Consider the following 18,230-nt stretch of genomic DNA (forward strand, 5'->3'; position numbering starts at 1 on the left):
GTTGTGCGTGCAGGCAGGTCTCCAGGAAATTTTGGGACGCAGGTTGCCCCAATCCCTCTGTGCCCTCGATGGCGCGGGCAGGACTGCGTTGACTCGCGACGGCGCGGAGATGGACCTCACTCAATTCTTGATTCCCAAGAGAGGCTCTCGACGCTCCGTGAGTCCAGCGTGGTCGAATTCCTGCCTTGTCGCTGCGTTCTTCAGTGTGTTCGGCAAAGGACAATCAAGTTTGCCTTTGCAGGTTGTCGCTCGGCATGGATGGATCTGCCCTCCTTTCTTCGAGCCGAGCGCCTTCTCCCTACGAACGCAGGCCCATGGCCTTGCCATTACCCCCGCGAAACGTCGGCCTTGGACAGGATGTGGCTGACGACCGCCGTGTGCATCGCCAGCGTGTCGAACCTCCGGCCGAGGTTCTTGTCGGACTGGAGCAGGCGCCCCAGCTCACCACGGCTCAGTTGGGTTTTCTCCGCGAGGCTGCTGAACAGCTCCTTCGCGGACTCCCGATCGGACTGGACGTGGTCTCTTTCGGCGATGGCCCGAAGCCCAAGTGCCAGCCGCAGCCGGTACTCCACTTCGCTCCGGGTGGCGTCGTCGAGCAGCCAGCCATCAAGTCCCTCCCGGACCCGCTCGTTCGGTAGGCCCAGGCTCACCAGGATGGGATATTCGGCCTCGGCCCACCGCTGAAGGATTTCTTCGTCGATGAGGCTCCGTGGCACCTCGACATGCGTGCGCCGAGCCACCTCCCTCATCACGTGGTCCTGGAAGTCCCACAGGTATCGCGCGTCCCGCTCGGCGATGAGTTCCCCGGCGATGTACTCCATGACCTCGTCGAGCGTGCCTCCGCGTCCCAGCGCGGCGAAGAGTTCTGGAGTTGACTCTCCCAGAAGCGTTACCTGGTAGGCCGCCTTCATCTTCACGTCGAAGCGAGCAGGGACGCCACGGAGGGACTCCACCGCGTAGTCATCGGGCAGGACGAGGTCCACCGCTACGGACTCGCCAACCCGGGCCCGCACCAGGGCTTCGAAGAAGCCGGGGAGCAGCGGGTCGGGTGTGGCTTCCGTCCGCCATCCCGTGCGGGCGGAGAACGGGATGAGCCTTCCGTTGGCAAAGCCGATGACGTCCAGGAGCACGTCGTCTCCGGAGTCAACGGCTTCGCCCGGCTCGCGCTCCCTGCGCGGCGCCACCGCGCGGCACAGCGTGGCGAAGTGATCGAGGATGGCCTCGGGCGAAACTCCCCCGAGCTCCGGCATCTTCACCCGGAGTTCCTCCAGCGAAGGGGCCTCGCGGAGGAGCGGAAGTCGAGGGCTCGCCGCATTGCGGAAGGCCATCGCTCCGGGCGCCTGGTTCAACAGCCCCATGCCCTGCAACTCCCCAATCGAGAGCGGCTGGCTTGGGTTGGACTTGTCAGGAGGCGTGTGCATGGAGGGCTCCTAGAAGAAGCTTCCAACGAGGTCGGAGACAGTGGAGAAGGCCGCGCCGACCTGACTCACCACCGGGATGTTCGTGGCTGCGAGCACAGAGCCTGCGGCGGTTGTCCACGCCGTTATCTTCTTGCCTGGGCTGGCGTCCTTGGAGTTGGACGTCGCGATGGCTGTGGCGATGTCGAAGCCGGCGATGGCGACGTTCGCGCCGGGAACGAAGCGTCCGGCGAACTTGGCCAGCTTTCCGCCTGCGGCCTTGGCACCCTTGTCGATGGCCGCGTCGAACGCGCTGTCCGCGGTCTTCTCGGCGCCTGTCTTGACCCCCTGGTTGAGCCGCCTCTGCGCCTTGTTGTTGCTTTCGCCGTGCGCCTTGGCGGCGATGTCCGTCGTGGAGGACCGACTGGCCTTCTTGAGCGCGTCGAACTTCTCAGCGGTGCCCACATCCCCGGCGTCCGCATGGTTGAACGCCTTCATGGAGAGGTTGTGAGCAATCTTGAGCCGTCCCTTGAGGCTCAGGTCCGGGGCGGCGGCCTTGAGGGACAAGTTGGCAGCCCGGGCCGCGCTCCCGTACTTCTCGAGGTCTCGTGCCGTCTCGAGCCCCGCCTTCAGGGTCTCGGTTGAGGTCTTGCCCGCACCGGCAAGCGCATCCAGGGCGTCGCTGCGCTCCTCGGGATTGCTGCTCGACAACCCCCCGGTGGAGACGGCCTTGTAGGCATCACTCACCTCCCCATTGATGAGGGCGGAGGCGCCGATGCCGCCCTTGAGGGCCGTGTTGGCCTTGCCCAGCCTTCCTAGACCATTGTCCAGATCCTTTGGGTTCTTGCCGCCCTCGATGGACTTGGCGAAGTTGTCCTTCACGCCCTCCTTCATTGTCTTCGCAAGACCGTGTCCCGCGCTTCGGTTGTCCTTCCAGGTCTGGACTCGGTCCTTGCCATCCTGGAGCTGCTGGCGGGCTGTTACCGTCGTGTCCAACGCTTTGGGATACGTCTCCCAGTTCTCGAGCCCCTTCGACTCCTGCTCCTCTTTCCTTGGGGCCGCGGGAGCTGGCTGTGTCTGGGGCTTGTCGTTCTTGGGTTCATGCCCGGGGACGTAGGGCCCCATTTGCACCCGCGGGGGCGTCGTCCCGGGGCTCGTAGCCTTGAAGGAGTCCTTGGGCGGCTGTGTCGCCGCCGGGACGGGCCTCTGTGCGGCCGGCGCGCGCTTCGACTTGGGCGGCTGTAGGGGCGCGGGCGGAGGCTTGACGGGAGGCGGCTTCGGCGGGTCTCGGCGGACAGGGGGCGGCGGCATGTGGAGGTTCCTCTCTTTGCATCGCGATGGGCGTGGACGGCGTCGCGCCATCCGCCAGCCGGCGAATGGCTGCCCATGTGTTCGAGGAAAAAGAGGGGAGGTGCCTGCCGGCGTCCCAAAAATGCCGGCTCAGGAGGCTCTCCAGCCGCCGTGCTCGTCGCCGGCACCGCGTGCGGCTCGAAGCCCCGCCCGGCTCAACGGTGATGGGTGAGCAGGTTCACCAGCTTTCCGAAGGGGTCGCGCACGAAGAATCTGCGCACGCCCCAAGGCTCGTCAGCCGGTCCATACTCTATCGGGATTCTCGCCTTCTTCACCCGAGTGAGGGCCGCATCGAGGTCGTCGACCTCGATGGAAATGTCTGGCACGGGTGCGCCTGAGCCCCCTTGCGACATGAAGCTAATTTGCACAGTCATCGTTTCGCTTGAGCCGTAGGTTTCAATCCACCCCATGTCCATCAGGACGTCGAGCCCGAGGACGTCCCGGTAAAATCGCTTGGCGGCGGCTGGCGTCGTCGCGCCCACATTGGTGACGATACGTAGGACCTTCACGACTGCTCCTCCTTCTTGCCGTACGGTTGGTCCTCAAGGGGAAGCGGTTGGACTTCGGTCAGGGTTTCGTTTGGGGACATTGGCGCAATGTGCCCCGGGGCGGCCCGCCTCGTATTGAAGGAAATTGCCGCTCGTCGAGAGGTACGTGGTTGCGGGCCTCATCCGACCGAGGGCGATACGCGACGGGAGTGGCTCCCGAGAATGCCCTGAACTCGCGGACCAGATGTGCCTGGTCCGAAAACCCGTGCTCACCGGCCAAGGTGGCCCAGGTCAGCTCCCCTCCAGCCGATTCGAGCACGCGCTGGAACCTGGCGATGCGCGCGAAGAGCTTGGGCTTGATGCCGACATGCCCTTGAAACCGCTCAATGAGCCGGCGCGGCGAAAGGCCGAGTCGAACTCCTACGGCCCGGACGCTCGCGCCGCCCATCAACAGCGAGCACGCGACCGCCGCTGCTTCGTCGCGAGGCTTGGACGCGCGTGCCCGTGCGAGCAGCGCCGCCTCGAGCACGTCGAGCCGGGCCGCGGGAGTGGGGGCTTGTAGCAGGCGCTCACGAAGGATGGTGCCGTCACGCCCCCAGATTTCGTAGAGGTCGACGAGCTTCCCGGTAAGCTCCGAGGCCGGCATGCCCAGAAACGGTGACGCACTCGCGGGGGCGAAGCTCACCCCGCAGATGGAGCGCTGGGAGGCAGTGTCGACGACTCTCGGTGCGGTGTGGGCGCCCTGAATCGCTACACCCCGAGTCTCGTGTGCAAGGCGGCCGTCGAGCCTGTAGTCCCGGAACGCGTCCTCATGAAGATTGACCAGGAGCTGCATTCGGCCAGACGGCAGCATGCGCTCGAAGCCGTGGGCGAGCTGCCCGTCGTATGTCCAGAGGGATTCCACGAGAGGAGCCAGAGTGGGGCTCCGAGGCTGGCGCGCGAGAATCATGGCCGCGCGACGGTAACAGAGCCGGGGGCACCTACTGCGACTCACGCTCGCCGGACGAGCCTGTCCGGCTCTTCGGGGGGGACACCCATGTTGGTCGATTTCACGCAACGGTGTCGCACGGCCTGTCTCTCCCAGTCAGAGGGGGGGCATGGGGGCTCTCCGAGGACTCCTGGGAGGACGACATGAAGGTGGCGACACGGTACCTGGTGCTTCTGTCCATGCTGGTGGTGGGCTGTGGCGACTCGAGCGAAGGGGAGGGGGACGGAGGCGGCGGCGGAGGCGGAGGAGGCGGCGGCGGCTCGGACTCCGCGCTCAAGTGTGACACCGTGAGTTGGTGCAGCACGTGGGATTCGGACGGCGCAGAGGTGATGGATGCTCCTCCGCTGAATGGGGGGAAGCTGAGCGACGGCCTTTATCGAAGGGAGCGCGGTTCCAGCTATCCGTTTGCCATGCTCATCAAGGGGAAGTCCGTCCTCCTGATTGAGGCGGACTTGAGGAACGATCTGGGGACTTGGAAGGTGGAGAACGACCGTCTGGTCATGACCATGACGAGCCGCTGCTCAAACACCGAGAATGAAACCGCGAACGAATCCTGGACCTGGGAACACGCTTTCGCGGTCAAGAACGGCGTTCTCTATACGAAGGATTTGACCTGGCCCAGGCCCGTCGTCGCCTGGCGCAAGGTCGAGTCGCTGTGTGAGGAGTCCGCCTCGTTCAAGTGCATGGTGAGCAACTGCGCCTGTGAGTTCAAGACGAACACGTCCCTCCTGGGTCAGAAGAGTTGCTTCTGAGCGCGGACATCACGGGCCTGGCGTGAGGGGAGCGCCCCCCATCACGGCGGGGCTCCGCCATGGGGCCTCCTGAAGCACGTGGTCCGTTGTCGTGAGGTTCAGTTCCCTGGCGCCCGCCGTGAGGAGGGCATCACCGGCGGGCCCTTGGGGATTGGAGCGACTCCGCCATCGTCCTGCGGTTGGACGCGTCGCTGCCCAGGCGGATGAAGCCCGTTGACCGCGCGCCTCACTCACTCGCATTGGCGCGCTGCTGAAGGTGGCCTCGTGGAACCCATGATGCAGCGGGCTTCGAAGTCGCCGCCGAAGTAGCGGAGCGCGTCGTTGTCCTCGCGCACGGAAAATGCGGAAGACAGCACGTTATTGGCAATACACCCGACTGGAGAGGGAGCCCACGCCCCAGTGGACGCGCATGCGTGGAGACGCCTTCGCCGAGAATGCTGGGATATGACGCAGCGGTCGAAAAACTCCAACGCAAGGCGTCAGGAGTAGGCGCCTATTGAATTGTCAGAAAAAGGTCGCTCCAGAAGCCGCCAAGACTTCGGGTGCATTGGCAGGAGTTAAAGCCTGTCTTAAGCTTTCATAGCCGGATTAGCCGGCTTTGTATGTGCGCCCCCAATTGGAGTACACCCATGCGTTTGATTGCATCCATGCTCGCTGCGACTGCCCTTCTCGTTGGCTGTGGAGGCGAGGAGCAAGCTCCGGAGGCCCTGGAGGAGGTGCCAGTGGCGACCGCGCCGCAGAAGGATGGCGAGGGCTCGGTGACCGCGATGGCGGGCCCGTACTACTACGCGCAGACGTGGGACAACGGGAAGCGGCTCACGGTCTGTGCCAACGACCTGACGGTGCACCGCCCCAACGGCTCGACCTGTACGCTGACTCGTGGGCAGACCTTCACCGTGTATAGCGGTGGCAGCGAGTGGGTTCCCGGCCACGCCTGGGGCAACTGTGGCGTGGACGGCCAGGTGCAGAACGGCTGGTTCTGCTGAGACCTGTCGTCCCGGGGGCCGCGTGTGGCACTTCGCCTTGCGCGGGCCTCGGTCCCTATCAGAATCCACGCGCACGACGGCGGCCTTCACCCTGTCCCGAGGAATCGCGCGCACGCGCTCGGTCGATGTCGCCAGCCATGCCCAGCAGTGTGGTTCCCGTTCACCACGTCTTCAAGCACGAACCGCAGCTCCTGCGCGCTGGGTGCAAAGGTCGGACAGCTCGTCGCGCAGGGTGCGGCCGACGGCGCCGAGATTCGAACGGGCGTAGAGGGCAAGCTCGAGCCCGTCTACGGCAGGAAAGCCATCCTTCTCGCCCAGCACGCGATGGCCGGACTGCACGCTACTCGCAGGTAACAGACTGACGCCGAGCCCAGCGCTCACCGCCGCGCAGAGGCTCGCGAGGCTTGAACTCGAGTAGCCAATCCGCCACGCCCGCCCGCGGCTCTCCAACGCGTGGATCATGTCCTGCCGATAGAGCGCCCCCACGGGGAACGCCACGAGCGGCAGCGCATCCGTGCCACCCTCGCATCGCGCCGTCACCGGCTGCGTCGCGCTGTCGACCCAGCACAGGGACTCCGTCCAGCGCGCATGGGAATCGCTGTCGGCGCCCCACTGCTTGACCAGCAGCAGATCGAGCTCGCCGTTGCGGTAGAGGCGCAAGAGGTGGTGGCTCAACCCACACTCGACCTCCAGACGTAGGCGCGGTCGCTCGGTTGCGAAGCGCGTCAGCAGCGGCATCAGCGCTTCGCCCCCGAGATCCTCGGGCACGCCTAATCGCAACACACCGCCGCTGCCGCCGGGGTTCAGCTCAACGGTCGCCTCCTCGGCCAGGCGAAGGATGCGCTGCGCATAGCCAAGCAGGCGCTCCCCCTCTTCCGTGGGCACTACGTGACGCTGGCTGCGGTTCAGCAGCCGGCAACCCAGGCTCTGCTCAAGGCGGATGAGCTGCTGGCTGACGGTCGATTGGGTCAGGTGCAGGCGCTCGCCGGCCCGGGTGAAATTTCCCGTTTCGACGACCGCGACGAAGCTTCGCAGCAAGAAGAGATCGAGCATGCGGGTGTCTCCACGAGGAGCTCTCGGTCAAACTATTCAGGACTCCACTATGAGTCATTCTGGTATTTCGTTTTCGCATGAAACGGCACTGAGCTGCTCCCCAATTTTCGGACCCGTTGAAGTGTGAAAGCGTCCTCGCGGCCAGGAGGCAGGTCGGTCGTGAGGAGCCGCGTGCTGACCGAGGAGCAGATGGTCCGCACTCTGCGGGAGGCGGAGACCCCTGGTTCCAGCGTGGTGGGGGCGGCGCTCAATGCGACGCGCCGATGACCTCGCCCGCCTTGTCGCAAGGCCGGATGCAGATTCGATGCTCCCATGACGCAGCGACCGGATTTGGGGCAGGGGCAGCGGGCCCCAGCGGATGTCCAACAACTTGAGCGGTGCGCGCCAGGGCCCGCTCCGGCATCGCTCGCCGCGTCATGCATGCGTCTTGGAGTGAATCCCAATGCTCGCAACAAAGCACTGCCACCTGCGGTCCATTGCAAAACGTCTCCATGACCTGTCTGTTTGAACGCTCTCCCAAAGGAGAAGGTCATGGCAAACCGAGGGTTCGGCCTGGAAGTCTGCTGCTGTATCGCGCTGTTGGGATGGGGATGTGGCGGAGTGCCTCCAGGCACGGACGAGCCGCCCAGCGAGACGCGGGCGGAAACACGTCTCCAGGAAGCCTTGGAGGAGGAGTCCACCCCTGGGTCGAGCGTGGAGCTGCGGCAGTTCCAGGCCTATCCGATTTCCATCGAGCATGGCCGGGACGGCAAGCGGGTCCTCTTGGCCTACCTCACTGGAACCGCCGATTTCGGAGCCGGTCCCGTCTCCGTGCCGGGGGGCGGCCGTGGCATCGCGCTGGTGGGCTACAAATCCAATGGCGCCGTCAAATGGGCTCGGGCCTTCGTGACCAGCAGCGCGTCAGTGATTGGCCCGTCCCTCGACAAGCGAGGGAACCTTGCCTTGGTGGTGGGAAAGTCGTTCGGGCCAGACATCGACTTTGGCGGAGGCCCCATCTCCGCCACACGTTTCATCGTCGGTCTGGACCGGTCCGGCGGTTTCCGCTGGGTTCGCCCCATCACTGGCCAGGGCTTCTTCCAGCCCTACCAGATTGTCGCCAGCCGCTCCGGCGACATCACCATCGCGGGGGTCTACAACGGCGTCGTGGATTTCGGGCAGGGCCCGCTCGCCTCACCTCTGGACACGGCCTTCATCGCCCAGTTTTCCGCCGATGGTACGCCCCGCTGGAGCCATATCTTTCCTGACGTGAAAGGCAGTGAGGCACCCGGGCTGGCGGTGGATGACGACGGGACCTTGTATCTGGGTGGAACCATCACCACCGCCTTCAGCGGAGACGGCAGCTACTACGGCGACTTCTTTCTCAAGCGGTTCACTCCCGGAGGCACCCTCGTCTGGACCCGGCGTGTCCTGGGCCCCCTGGGCAACGTGAGGCGTCTGGCCATGCATGGCAACCGGGTGGCGCTGACAGGCTTCTTCCGCGAGCCCTTCTCCTTCGCGGGGCAGACCGTGACGAACTCGAGCGGGTGGGGCGCCTTCGTCTTGGCCTACTCGACTTCAGGCGCGGAGTCCTGGGGGCGGGGCTTCGCGAACAACGGCCGGTCCATCGACGTGTCGTCAAAGGGCGAGGTGGTGGTGGTCGGTGAGTACGTGACGGGAGACTCGATCGCCGGAGTCCCGCTCCCACCGGTGCCGCCGGGCGGGGACAGCCGGAGCATCTTCACCGCCAGCTTCGAGCGTTCGAATGGACGACTCCGCTGGGCGCGAGGGTTTCCCTCCACCGGCAGCTGGGTCGCCGATATCGACATCGACAAGCAGGGCCTGAGCCGGGTCGTGGGGTACTTCTCGGGAGCCACGGACTTTGGAGATGGGCCGGTGACTCCCGTGCCCCCATCGACCGGGTTCGTGCTGGGACTTGCGCGCTGAGGTGAGGCGTTCGTCAGGGAGCGTGCGCGAGAGACGGAAGCGATTGTCTCCCGCGCCATGAGGATGCCAAGAAGTTGGGGCGGGAGCCGAACTTCAAAAAATCCTCACGCTTGTCCGTACAGCGTGGTCAGGGCCGTGATGTCGCTCGAGGTGAACTCGCCGGTCGTCCCCACGGGGAAGCAGGAGTTCATGAGCGAGCCACCTGCTGTGGTCGTGGTTGGCGTCCCGGGAACATGAATGGCACCCACTCCTGCTGGGCCTTCGTTGCTCGAGGAGTTGTTTAAGGGTATTCGCCCTTGGCGTCAGTCGATGCGGTGGTGTCGGGACGGTCCTCACCGGCGGGGCTCGCAGCCTCCCGTGCCTCAACTGAAGTATTCGCCAGGGCCGCGGGCCCTGTCACTTGACAACCCACAATCCCCTCGTTACCACAAGGCAAACCGCTGACGTTCGAGGTTGATGCGCAGGAGGCCTAGATCACCCTGAGGCCCCGCCCACACACTGGGCGGACATCGGCTGTTGAAACAGCCGAAGGGGGCGTCGTGTGCCCCTCTCCCGCATCAAATTGGTAGGATTCCTCCGTGAACGTCTCACGCAAGGAGCTGCGCGTCCTGAACGTGCTGGCTCAGGGCGGGCGTATTCTGAAGCACAAGGATGAGAACGGTAAGTTGACCCATGTGGCGTGTGTCACGCCAGAGGGCTGGCAGTTGTCGCTCTGCACGCTGGAGGTCTTCCAGCAGTTGAAGCGGCGAAAGCTCATCTCCTCGATGAAGGGCGGCCCGTACCTCATCACCCGACTGGGGCTTCATGCGCTCTGCGGAAGTTCAAAGACACGCTAGCGATGCGCTCAGAATTGCCTCAAGAGGATGAGGATGCACCTGAGTAACCGTTCAGGAGGGGCGGCCTTCGTCGCGTGTCATGGGCCGCCCCGTTGGATCAGGATTCGCGATTCGTTTTGCCGACCTGGATGCGGTCCATTGCCCCGGACCCTGACCGTTGTTACGGCGTGAGGACCCAGCGGCTCATCGTGCGCATCGCTCGCCCTCCATGACGCGCGTCATGTCGCAGCGACCGAATTTTGGGGAGGCACAACGGTGGGTTCTTACGGTCAAAGTGTCCACCATGTCCTGGCGCATCGTCTTTGTCTTCTGCATCCTTTCGTTGCTGTCCCCCCTGGCGGTGGCCCAGGAGGTGCGTCCGGCTCACAAGTCCGTGCTCCTGCTCATTCCCGAGGATACGGCGCTGCCCGCCATGGCGACGCTCGTCGCCAGTCTCCGCTCCTCCTTGTGGGAGGCCCAGGGCGGCCCAATCACTCTGGATGTCGAGAGCCTGGATCTGGGGTGGGCCCGGGGGGATGCCTACACACACGCCCTGCACACCTGGTATCTGGCCAAATACCAGGAGCGCCGGCCGGATGCCCTCATTGCCTTCCGCTCCGACGCCATCCAGTTGGCCCAGCAGCTGCGCCGGGAGCTGTGGCCGGATATCCCGATGATTGTCCTCTCCGAGGACGAGCGGCTCTGGGAACAGCAGCCTCGCCTGGAGCGGGTGGCGGGCCTCTGGCTGCGTTATGACATGCGGGCCACCGCGGAGCTGGCCCTGCAGCTGCTGCCCGGCACTCGGAGGCTGGCGTTCGTCAACGGCTCCAGTCCCTGGGAGCGCGCGCAGCAGGAGCAGATGGTGCGAGAGCTGCAACCGTTGCTGGCGCAGCGGGGGCTGGAGTTCATCGACCTGAGCAACCTGCCGCTGTCCGAGTTGCTCCAGCGCGCGAGGACCCTGCCGGACGACACCACGGTCCTCACCTTCAGCTTCATGACCGATCCCAGCGGGAGACCCTTCGTGGGGCGCGAGATTGCACGCATGTTTCTCTCCGCCAGCAACCGGCCCTGCTTCGCCCTCCACGAGACCGTCCTGGGGCTGGGGTTTGTCGGCGGAGCGCTCGTCAGCTACGAGGCCGTGGGCCAACAGCTGAGCATGCTCACCTCCCGCGTGTTGGGCGGAGCGCAGGAGGAATTCCTCGCGCCCCTGAAGCCGGCATCCGTGGACACGCTGACGGTCGATGCCCGCGCGCTGCGGCGCTGGGGCATCCCCCGTGAGCGGGTGCCTCCCGGGGTGCGGCTCGCCTTCGACGAGCCCACGCTCTGGGAGCGCTACCGCTGGTGGGGGCTGGGGGCGCTGACGTTCAGCGGCCTGCAGGCGCTGGTGGCCGGGGGGCTCGTGGTGGAGCGCCGCCGCCGCATGCGTGCCCAGGCCAAGCTCCTCGAGCGCCAACGCCTGGAGAAGCTCGCGGAGATGGAGGCACGTCGAACCTTGGATCAGCTGGCCCACGTGAGCCGGGTGGCCGCCCTGGGCGAGCTGGCCGCCTCGCTGGCCCATGAGCTCAACCAGCCCCTGGCCGCAATTCTCAGCAACGCCCAGGCCGCACGGCGCCTGCTGAATGCCACCCCCGCGGAGCTGGATGAGATGCGCGAAGCCCTCGGGGACATCATCTCCGACGGCAAGCGCGCGGGCGAAGTCATCCACCGCATGCGTGTGCTGCTCAAGCGGGGGGAGCCAAGGCAGGAGCTCCACTCACTCAATGACCTGGTGTGCGAGGTGGCGCGCCTGCTGGTCAACGACATGCACCTGCGCGGCGCGGACCTGCACCTGGCGCTGGCCCCGTCGCTGCCCGCCGTTCAGGGGGACGGAATCCAGCTCCAGCAGGTGGTGCTCAACCTGCTCATCAACGCCATGGATGCCATGGCCGATGTCCCCGCGGGCCAACGCCAGGTGCAGGTCCGCACCGCCTCGCCAGTCCCGGGGCAGGTGGAGCTGAGCGTGCAGGACTCGGGAAGTGGCATCGAGCCGTCGCGGCTGGCCCTCATCTTCGAACCCTTCTACTCCACCAAGGAACACGGGCTGGGCATGGGGCTGTCCATCAGCCGCTCCATCGTCGAGGCACACGGCGGATGCCTGGAAGCCGAGAGCCCTCCCGGGCAGGGAGCTCTGTTACGGTGTGTGCTTCCAGCGGCTCACACGGAGTCCTCGTCATGATACAAGCCCCCGCCACCATCTTCCTCGTGGACGACGATGCGTCCGTGCTGCGGGGGGTGGGGCGGCTGCTGCGGGCCGCCGGCCATGCCACGAAGCCCTTCGCCTCGCCCTCCGAGTTTCTCGCACAGCTGTCCGGGGACCTTCCGGGCTGCGCCGTACTGGACCTGCGGATGCCGGGGCTGAACGGGCTGGAGTTGCAGCAGGCCATGGAGTCCAAGGGCTGCCACCTCCCTGTCATCTTCATCTCTGGCCACGGGGATGTGCCGGCAAGCGTCAGGGCCATGAAGGCCGGCGCCGTGGACTTCCTCCTCAAGCCCTTTGATGAGCAACAACTGCTGGGCGCCATCTCCCAGGCCTTGACGAAGGACGCGGCGGCCCGCGCCGGCCGGGCCGAGACGGCCGCGCTGCATGCGCGTCATGCCGTCCTCACGCCCCGCGAGCGCGAGGTCTGCGCGCTGGTCGCTCAGGGGCTGACCAACAAGCAGGTCGCCCAGCGGCTGGGCACCACCGAGAAGACCATCAAGGTGCACCGCGCCCGCGTCATCCAGAAGCTGGACGTGGACTCGGTGGCGGAGTTGGTGCGGTTCGTGGACCGGCTGGGCCAGGGCTGAGCCCGCGCAGTGGAAGCACCCGGTTCAATCTCCATGCGCTGACCTTCGCATCAGTGGGACGGCCGAGCTCGCGCACCTGATGCCTGGCATCTCACGGCCCGATGACCTGCGCCCCTCCTGCGGCTGGAGACCATCACCGTCCATGCGCTCCCAGCCAGCGAGCCCTCCCTGGGCGCCGAGGGTTCATGCGCCCGGGACGAGGAGGGCGGGGTGGGCGTCCTGTGTGTCGGTCATCATCCGCTGGAGGTGAATACCGACAACGTGGCCGGTGATGTCGCGGCTGTGCGGCGCCTCCACACCAAGGCTCCGTAGCGCGCTCCTACCTCGGGGACCCTCCTGTCCGATGCGTGGCTCGGAGCGGACACAATGCCGGGTTCTTCCGCCTCGCTGTAGTAGGTTTGCGTGAATGGTAAGCACTTCAAGGCTGGTGTTGCTCGGATTCTTCATCCTCGCCTCTGCCGGGGCCTCCGCCGCGTCCGCCCAGGCTGGTGCCGCGAGGTCCATCGGGGAGGCATCGAAGCGAGTGGAGCGTGCGCGCGCCGACCTCGCGACGGCAGTGCAGCGGATCGAAGTGGAGCCGCCGCGCAACGCCGACCTCGACGCCGCCCTCGCGGCGGTGGAGGCGCTGAAGGTCGCGCTCGACGCCGGAGCGAGTTTCGAGACGGAGGACCTCGAGTACGCGAAGCTGGTCCTGGCGGCGCGCAAGCAGCTCCGGACGCAGCGGGAGTACGTCGACGAGCGCCGGGCCAAGGTCCACATCCACGAGTACCGCCGACGCATCGACGGCGCGCTCGCGCCCCTGAACGAGCGCATGGCGAAGCTCGGCCAGGGGGACCCGGGCTCCAAGGCGATGGACGAGGCCCGCGCCGCGGTGGACGCGCTCGTGAAGCTGGCGGAGGAGGGCCGGCCTCTCAAGAGCCAGGACCCGAAGTTCTCCACGTACCTCACCGAGGTCGAGGCGACCCTCGCCCGTCACCGGAAGACGCTCGATGAGCGGTGGCTGCAGCTGTCGGCGCAGAAGCAGCGGGGCCTTCTGGATGAGAGCCGCAAGTCCCTGGCGAGCTCGCTCACCGAGGTGGGCAAGGCCTGGTCGGACGAGAAGTTCGCCGCCACCGACAAGGCGGTGGCCGCGCTGCAGAAGCAGCTCGAGGAGGGCAGGCCGCTCGAGGCGCAGGACAAGGCCTATCGCGCGGAGGCGGAGAAGGCCCGCGCCGAGGTCACCCAGGCCAGGCGCCGGATGGATGAGCTCGTGGCGCAGGCGGGTGTCTCGCGGGTCAAGGTGGAGCTGGAGCCTGCCCATGAAGAGCTCCGTGCGTCCGCCAAGGCGCTCCGGGTGAAGCGGCCCGCGCCCGAGCAGCTCTCCGAGGCCAAGACCGCGGCGTTCGTCGTCCGGAAGCTGGTGGACAAGTACGAGCCGCAGGCGGCGAGGAGCCAGGCCATTGGCCAGTACCTCGCCGAGGTGAAGAACACGCTCGTCGAGGTGGAGGTGGCGCTCCAGGTCCGCACCCTCGACGCGGCGCGCGCCGAGGTCGTCCAGGCGCTGCGGAACGTCGAGAAGCGGTCCGTGACCGCCGAGCAGTTCGAGGAGGCGAAGACGGCGATGGTCGTCCTGGAGAAGACGCTCGAGACGGTCCACGTGAAGAACCCCGCCATCAGCCCGGTCGCCGCCGACGCGCGTCAGCTCCTCAAGGACGGGCGGGCGACGATGGAGCGGCGCCGGTACGAGGTCGACCTGCAGCAGCAGCGCGCGAAGGTGGACGAGGCCCGGAAGAACGCGGTGGCGCTGGTCACCCAGGTCCAGAAGGAGACGCCCTCGGAGGCGCAGCTCCAGGCGGCGGAGAACGCGGTCAAGCAGATTGGCGTGGTGCTGGAGGCGGGTGCCGCCCTCGTCAAGAAGGACCGTGACTACGCGCTGTACGCCAAGGAGTCGAAGGAGCGGATGGCGGAGCTGAACGACCGCATCACCCGGCGGAAGATTGTCCTGGCCGCGGCGGATGCCCGGGTCCAGCTCGCGTCCCGGCTGGCCGCCACGAAGGAGCAGCTCGAGGTCGCCAAGGCCATCTCGGCGACCGACGCCGAGGTCGAGACCGCTTCGAAGAGCGTGGACGCGATCATGCAGATGTTCGAGACGCACGCGGCGCTGGAGCGGCAGGACGCGGGCTACGCGGCGTCCGCTGAGCGGTCCCGCGCCGACTGGCTGAAGATGGTCGAGGCGCTCGAGTTCGCGAAGCAGGCGAGGGCGCTGCGCCGGCTAACGGGTGAGGCGCTGGACGTCGCCGGCAAGGCGGCGGCATCCGCCGCGTCCTCCGCGGACCTGCGCAAGCGCAGGGCCCTGTACACGAGCGCGGCGGAGAAGCTCAAGGCCTGCCAGGAGGAGGGCGCCCGGATGGTGAAGGAGAACGCCAGCCTCGCGGCGGTCGACGTGCTCGTGGACGGGGTCCGCACCCAGCCCCAGGACGTGATGGCCCAGTGTGCCCAGAAGGCAGAGGCCCTGCAGGCGCCCCTGAAGCGCGTCGACGTGGAGCTCCGGTTCCAGGAGGGCCAGCGGAAGGCCTACGACGCGGCGAAGGCCCACCTCTCCAAGGGGCGCAAGAACGAGGCGCTCGCGCAGCTCAACGATTGCATCGCGGAGGGGCGCATCCTCGAGAACCGATACCCCGACTTCAAGGCGCAGAAGTTCGACATCGGCGGCGCCAGCATGAGCATGCTGGAGCTGGTCCAGGTCTGCGCGAAGGAGCGCAAGGCGCTGCAGCCTTCTCCTTGAGCCTCCGGTCCAGGGGCCTTCGCTCAGCGTTGAAGGCCGCATGGGCCACCTGGATGCGCGCCTTCCCTACGACCTGGAAGGCGCGCATCAGGGCGCCCGTGGATTCAGTACACCACCACTGAGGCGTAGACACTGGTGCCGTTCGTGTAGGCCACCAGGGCACCGCCGTTCGAGGGGAGCGCCGCGACTGCTGGCGCGGCGCCCGGCCCTACTGTCCTGGCATCCGTGGCCAGAATCATGGCGGCCCCCACGAGCATCCGGTCCAACTGGATGTCGCCCGTCCCCCGCTGGGACACGATGTAGCCGTTGCCGAGCGCGTCCGCGTCAATCGCCCGGAAGGGAGCGGGACCGATGTCCGTGGGGAGGCCCGGCACCTGGGTGCTTGTCCCCGGCGCGGACATCGGGATGACGTCCACGTTGTCGTCCCCGAAGGAGCCCGTGACGTAGATGAAGCCGTTGGAGCCCGTCCAGTCCGAGAAGAACGCCTGCCCCGGTGGGGAGCTCTGTGGGCCGAAGGTGGTCCCCTGGTCGCTGCTGCGGCGGATGCGGAAGGAGGGGTCGTCGCTCACCGAGAAGACGTCTCCGCTGATCTTGTCCACGATGACGTCGAAGAAGGCATTGTTCTGGTCTACATCCGTCACGGTGAAGTCATTCGCGCCTCGCGCGAAGTTCTGGAGGACGCTCACCCCCGTGGAGCCTCGCGAGACGGAGATGTAGAGGGCGTTGCCCCGGGAATCCAGACTGACGGTAGGGTTGGCCGCCGGGCTGAGGACCCGCGGCGCCTCCCAGCTTGCTCCCGCGTCAATGGTCCGGGTGAATACCAGCGTGCCCGCGCTGGTGGCCGCGACGTAGGCAATTCCAGTGGGGCCGCCTTCAATCGCGACTTCCGCCGCGTTGGTGATGCCCAGGGGCGTGGGGCCCACCCAGGTGTGGCCACGGTCCACGCTCACGCTGACATGGACCGCGCCACCGCAGCTCATGACGACGTAGAAGCGCCCCAGTGCATCCACCGCCGCCTTACGGCCCGGGTTCGAGTTGGCCGTGGTGCAGTTCAATGCCCCGCTGATGAGCGTGGGGGGCACATTCGAAAAGGCATCCAGTTGGCACGCGGCGTCGCAGCCATCCCCGGGAGTCGTACCGCCATCGTCGCACTGCTCTCCCGTCACACTGTCGACCAGTCCGTCGCCGCATACCTCCACGCCATGGCAGTCCGCTCGGCAGCCGTCTCCCGCGACGCGGTTGCCGTCGTCACACACCTCACCCGAATCGATGTAGCCGTCGCCGCAGACAGGCGGGCCCCTGACGGTGATGACGACTGTGGCGGTATGGGAGGTCAGCGCGCCATCGTTGGCCGTGAAGGTGAACACGTCCTCCCCCTGGAAGTCCGCGGCCGGCGTGTAGAGCAATTGGCCGCCCGTCCCGGACAGGGTGCCGTGAGCGGGAGCCGACACGGTGAACGCGAGCGCATCCCCATCCACGTCCGTGGCCTCCAACGTGATGGGCGTCGGCGTGTTGTAGCCCACCGTCACAGCGGCCGAGGCAGCCACGGGCGCGTCGTTGACCGGAGTCACTGTGACCGAGACGGTGGCCGTTGCCTGCTTCTTGCCGTCGGAGACCGTGACCTGGAAGGTGTCCTCTCCGGCGAAGTTCGCGTTCGGGGTGTACGTCACCGATGCTCCCGTGCCCGTGAGCATTCCATGGCCGGGCAGGGTGAAGGAGAAGTCGAGCACGTCGCCATCCGGGTCCACCGCGGGGATGGTGATGTCCACCGGGATGTCCTCGGAGGTGACCGCGTGGACGTCCTCGACCGCGGGTGCTGAGTTGTTGTCGCAAACGCTTGGCTGCCCCGTGCAGGTGTAGCCCGGCTCCACCTCACAGACACTGTTACAGCCGTCTCCCGAGAGCTGATTGCCGTCGTCACACTTTTCGAACCCGCCCAGCACCCCATCACCACAGAAGGCCCGTAGCGACGTCTCCACCGCGTCCACCAGGTAGAGCGCGAGCACTGCGCCCCTCAGTCGCACGTAGCGATAGGGCACGTTCCCCGGGTACGTCGCCACCGCCACATGCGTCCCCAGGCCCAACTCCACCAGATGCAACGAGCTGGAGCCGATGAAGGTCCCGTCCGCCCTCAGGAAGTCCACCTGCGCCACCAGCGCCAACGACAGACCCTGGTAATACACGCGCAGGTCGCCGGTGCCTTCCTCTCCCTGGCCCAGGTCCAGCACCAGCGCCGTGTTGAGCAAGCCCAGCAGTGTCGCGGCCTGCCCGTCCGGAGCGCCCAGCGCTGCGCTCGCGTTGAGCACCGTCGCCGTGGTGCCTGATGCCACCGCGTCCGCATACGGGTCCCACGTCGACGAAGCTTCCGGACGCTCACGCGTCAACGCCCCGCTGTCCTCTTGCGACACCCCATTCTCCAGAGGAAGTCCCTTCTCCTCCAGGGACTCCACACCACATGCGCCCAGTGACAAGGCCAGCGTCACGCCCAGTCCCCATGACCGCAGCACACCAGAACGGCTTCGCATCGACTGTCTCCCCCCGAGGAGCACGATGAAGCCCGGAATGGGCCGTCCCCCTCATGGAATGCACGACGCCACTTCACGCGCTCGGCTGCTCGGCGCGCAAGACGCGGATGGCCAACGTCGTCCCGACATCCGCCGTCAGGCACTTGCGTTCCATGGACACAAAGTTCCTGGCATGTATCGCCCGCCTCCGCGAATCGACGGGGCCGTGAGGGGGGAAGGGCAGCGCTATCACTCACCTTTCCAGGCGAGTGGATCGCGCCCAGTTCATGATTCTGCGCCTCTATGAGACAGGGCCAGGCGCCGCGCCGGGGCATCCGGCTGCTGGCCTCCGAGTTCGGCGGCTGGGTCAGGGCTGACAGCCCG

13 protein-coding genes and 1 pseudogene are annotated in these 18,230 nt (G+C 66.6%); 7 read left to right on the forward strand and 7 right to left on the reverse strand.

All coding sequences use genetic code 11. The features are described from left to right. Window positions 1-326: 326 nt before the first annotated feature. The 4 genes from BLU09_RS32960 to BLU09_RS32980 all read right to left on the reverse strand — a co-directional run bounded on the left by BLU09_RS32960 (window position 327) and on the right by BLU09_RS32980 (window position 4,139). Window positions 327-1,421, reverse strand: a complete 1,095-nt coding sequence (locus BLU09_RS32960; RefSeq protein ID WP_090494623.1) for a trigger factor — start codon at window positions 1,419-1,421, stop codon at window positions 327-329. A 9-nt stretch (window positions 1,422-1,430) separates the two neighbouring features. Further along, window positions 1,431-2,279, reverse strand: a complete 849-nt coding sequence (locus tag BLU09_RS32965) for a cell wall anchor protein (protein WP_244172230.1) — start codon at window positions 2,277-2,279, stop codon at window positions 1,431-1,433. A gap of 623 nt (window positions 2,280-2,902) precedes the next feature. Beyond that, the gene (locus BLU09_RS32975; protein ID WP_090494625.1) at window positions 2,903-3,256 is read right to left on the reverse strand and encodes a VOC family protein; all 354 of its coding nucleotides are present in this window, start codon (window positions 3,254-3,256) and stop codon (window positions 2,903-2,905) included. A 58-nt stretch (window positions 3,257-3,314) separates the two neighbouring features. Further along, on the reverse strand, window positions 3,315-4,139 hold the full coding sequence (locus BLU09_RS32980) for a helix-turn-helix domain-containing protein (protein ID WP_244172231.1): 825 nt from the start codon (window positions 4,137-4,139) through the stop codon (window positions 3,315-3,317). A 227-nt stretch (window positions 4,140-4,366) separates the two neighbouring features. On the opposite strand from BLU09_RS32980, the gene BLU09_RS32985 reads away from it, so the two are divergent. Both BLU09_RS32985 and BLU09_RS32995 read left to right on the forward strand, forming a co-directional pair. Continuing rightward, complete coding sequence (locus BLU09_RS32985) at window positions 4,367-4,975, forward strand: hypothetical protein (protein WP_090494628.1); 609 nt, start codon at window positions 4,367-4,369, stop codon at window positions 4,973-4,975. Window positions 4,976-5,604: 629 nt separating this feature from the next. Then, window positions 5,605-5,961, forward strand: a complete 357-nt coding sequence (locus BLU09_RS32995) for a hypothetical protein (protein WP_244172232.1) — start codon at window positions 5,605-5,607, stop codon at window positions 5,959-5,961. 171 nt (window positions 5,962-6,132) lie between these two features. Here the strand turns inward: BLU09_RS32995 and BLU09_RS33000 are convergent, their stop codons facing one another. Further along, complete coding sequence (locus BLU09_RS33000) at window positions 6,133-7,014, reverse strand: LysR family transcriptional regulator (protein WP_090494632.1); 882 nt, start codon at window positions 7,012-7,014, stop codon at window positions 6,133-6,135. Window positions 7,015-7,545: 531 nt separating this feature from the next. On the opposite strand from BLU09_RS33000, the gene BLU09_RS33005 reads away from it, so the two are divergent. Continuing rightward, complete coding sequence (locus tag BLU09_RS33005) at window positions 7,546-8,937, forward strand: hypothetical protein (RefSeq protein WP_143043242.1); 1,392 nt, start codon at window positions 7,546-7,548, stop codon at window positions 8,935-8,937. 104 nt (window positions 8,938-9,041) lie between these two features. On the opposite strand, the pseudogene BLU09_RS33010 reads toward BLU09_RS33005, so the two are convergent. After that, window positions 9,042-9,206: pseudogene (locus tag BLU09_RS33010) on the reverse strand (M57 family metalloprotease); the annotation flags it as partial. Window positions 9,207-9,515: 309 nt separating this feature from the next. Here BLU09_RS33010 and BLU09_RS33015 point away from each other — a divergent pair. The 4 genes from BLU09_RS33015 (at window position 9,516) to BLU09_RS33035 (ending at window position 15,342) form a co-directional block, all read left to right on the forward strand. Beyond that, on the forward strand, window positions 9,516-9,773 hold the full coding sequence (locus BLU09_RS33015; RefSeq protein WP_090494638.1) for a YjhX family toxin: 258 nt from the start codon (window positions 9,516-9,518) through the stop codon (window positions 9,771-9,773). Window positions 9,774-10,056: 283 nt separating this feature from the next. Beyond that, a complete protein-coding gene (locus BLU09_RS33020; protein WP_090494752.1) occupies window positions 10,057-11,967 on the forward strand; it encodes a sensor histidine kinase in 1,911 nt (636 codons plus the stop codon). Next, entirely contained in the window at window positions 11,964-12,578 is a 615-nt protein-coding gene (locus BLU09_RS33025; protein WP_090494640.1) for a response regulator transcription factor, read from the forward strand. Before BLU09_RS33020 ends, BLU09_RS33025 begins: the two co-directional genes overlap by 4 nt. A gap of 406 nt (window positions 12,579-12,984) precedes the next feature. Beyond that, window positions 12,985-15,342 carry a hypothetical protein gene (locus BLU09_RS33035; protein ID WP_090494642.1) on the forward strand — a complete coding sequence of 786 codons (2,358 nt, stop codon included), beginning with the start codon at window positions 12,985-12,987 and terminating at the stop codon, window positions 15,340-15,342. Window positions 15,343-15,446: 104 nt separating this feature from the next. Here the strand turns inward: BLU09_RS33035 and BLU09_RS33040 are convergent, their stop codons facing one another. Continuing rightward, window positions 15,447-17,867: an Ig-like domain-containing protein gene (locus BLU09_RS33040; RefSeq protein ID WP_090494644.1), complete on the reverse strand. Its 2,421-nt coding sequence runs from the start codon at window positions 17,865-17,867 to the stop codon at window positions 15,447-15,449. Window positions 17,868-18,230: the final 363 nt, after the last annotated feature.

The sequence above is a fragment of the Myxococcus virescens genome, assembly GCF_900101905.1.
Lineage (GTDB): Bacteria > Myxococcota > Myxococcia > Myxococcales > Myxococcaceae > Myxococcus > Myxococcus virescens.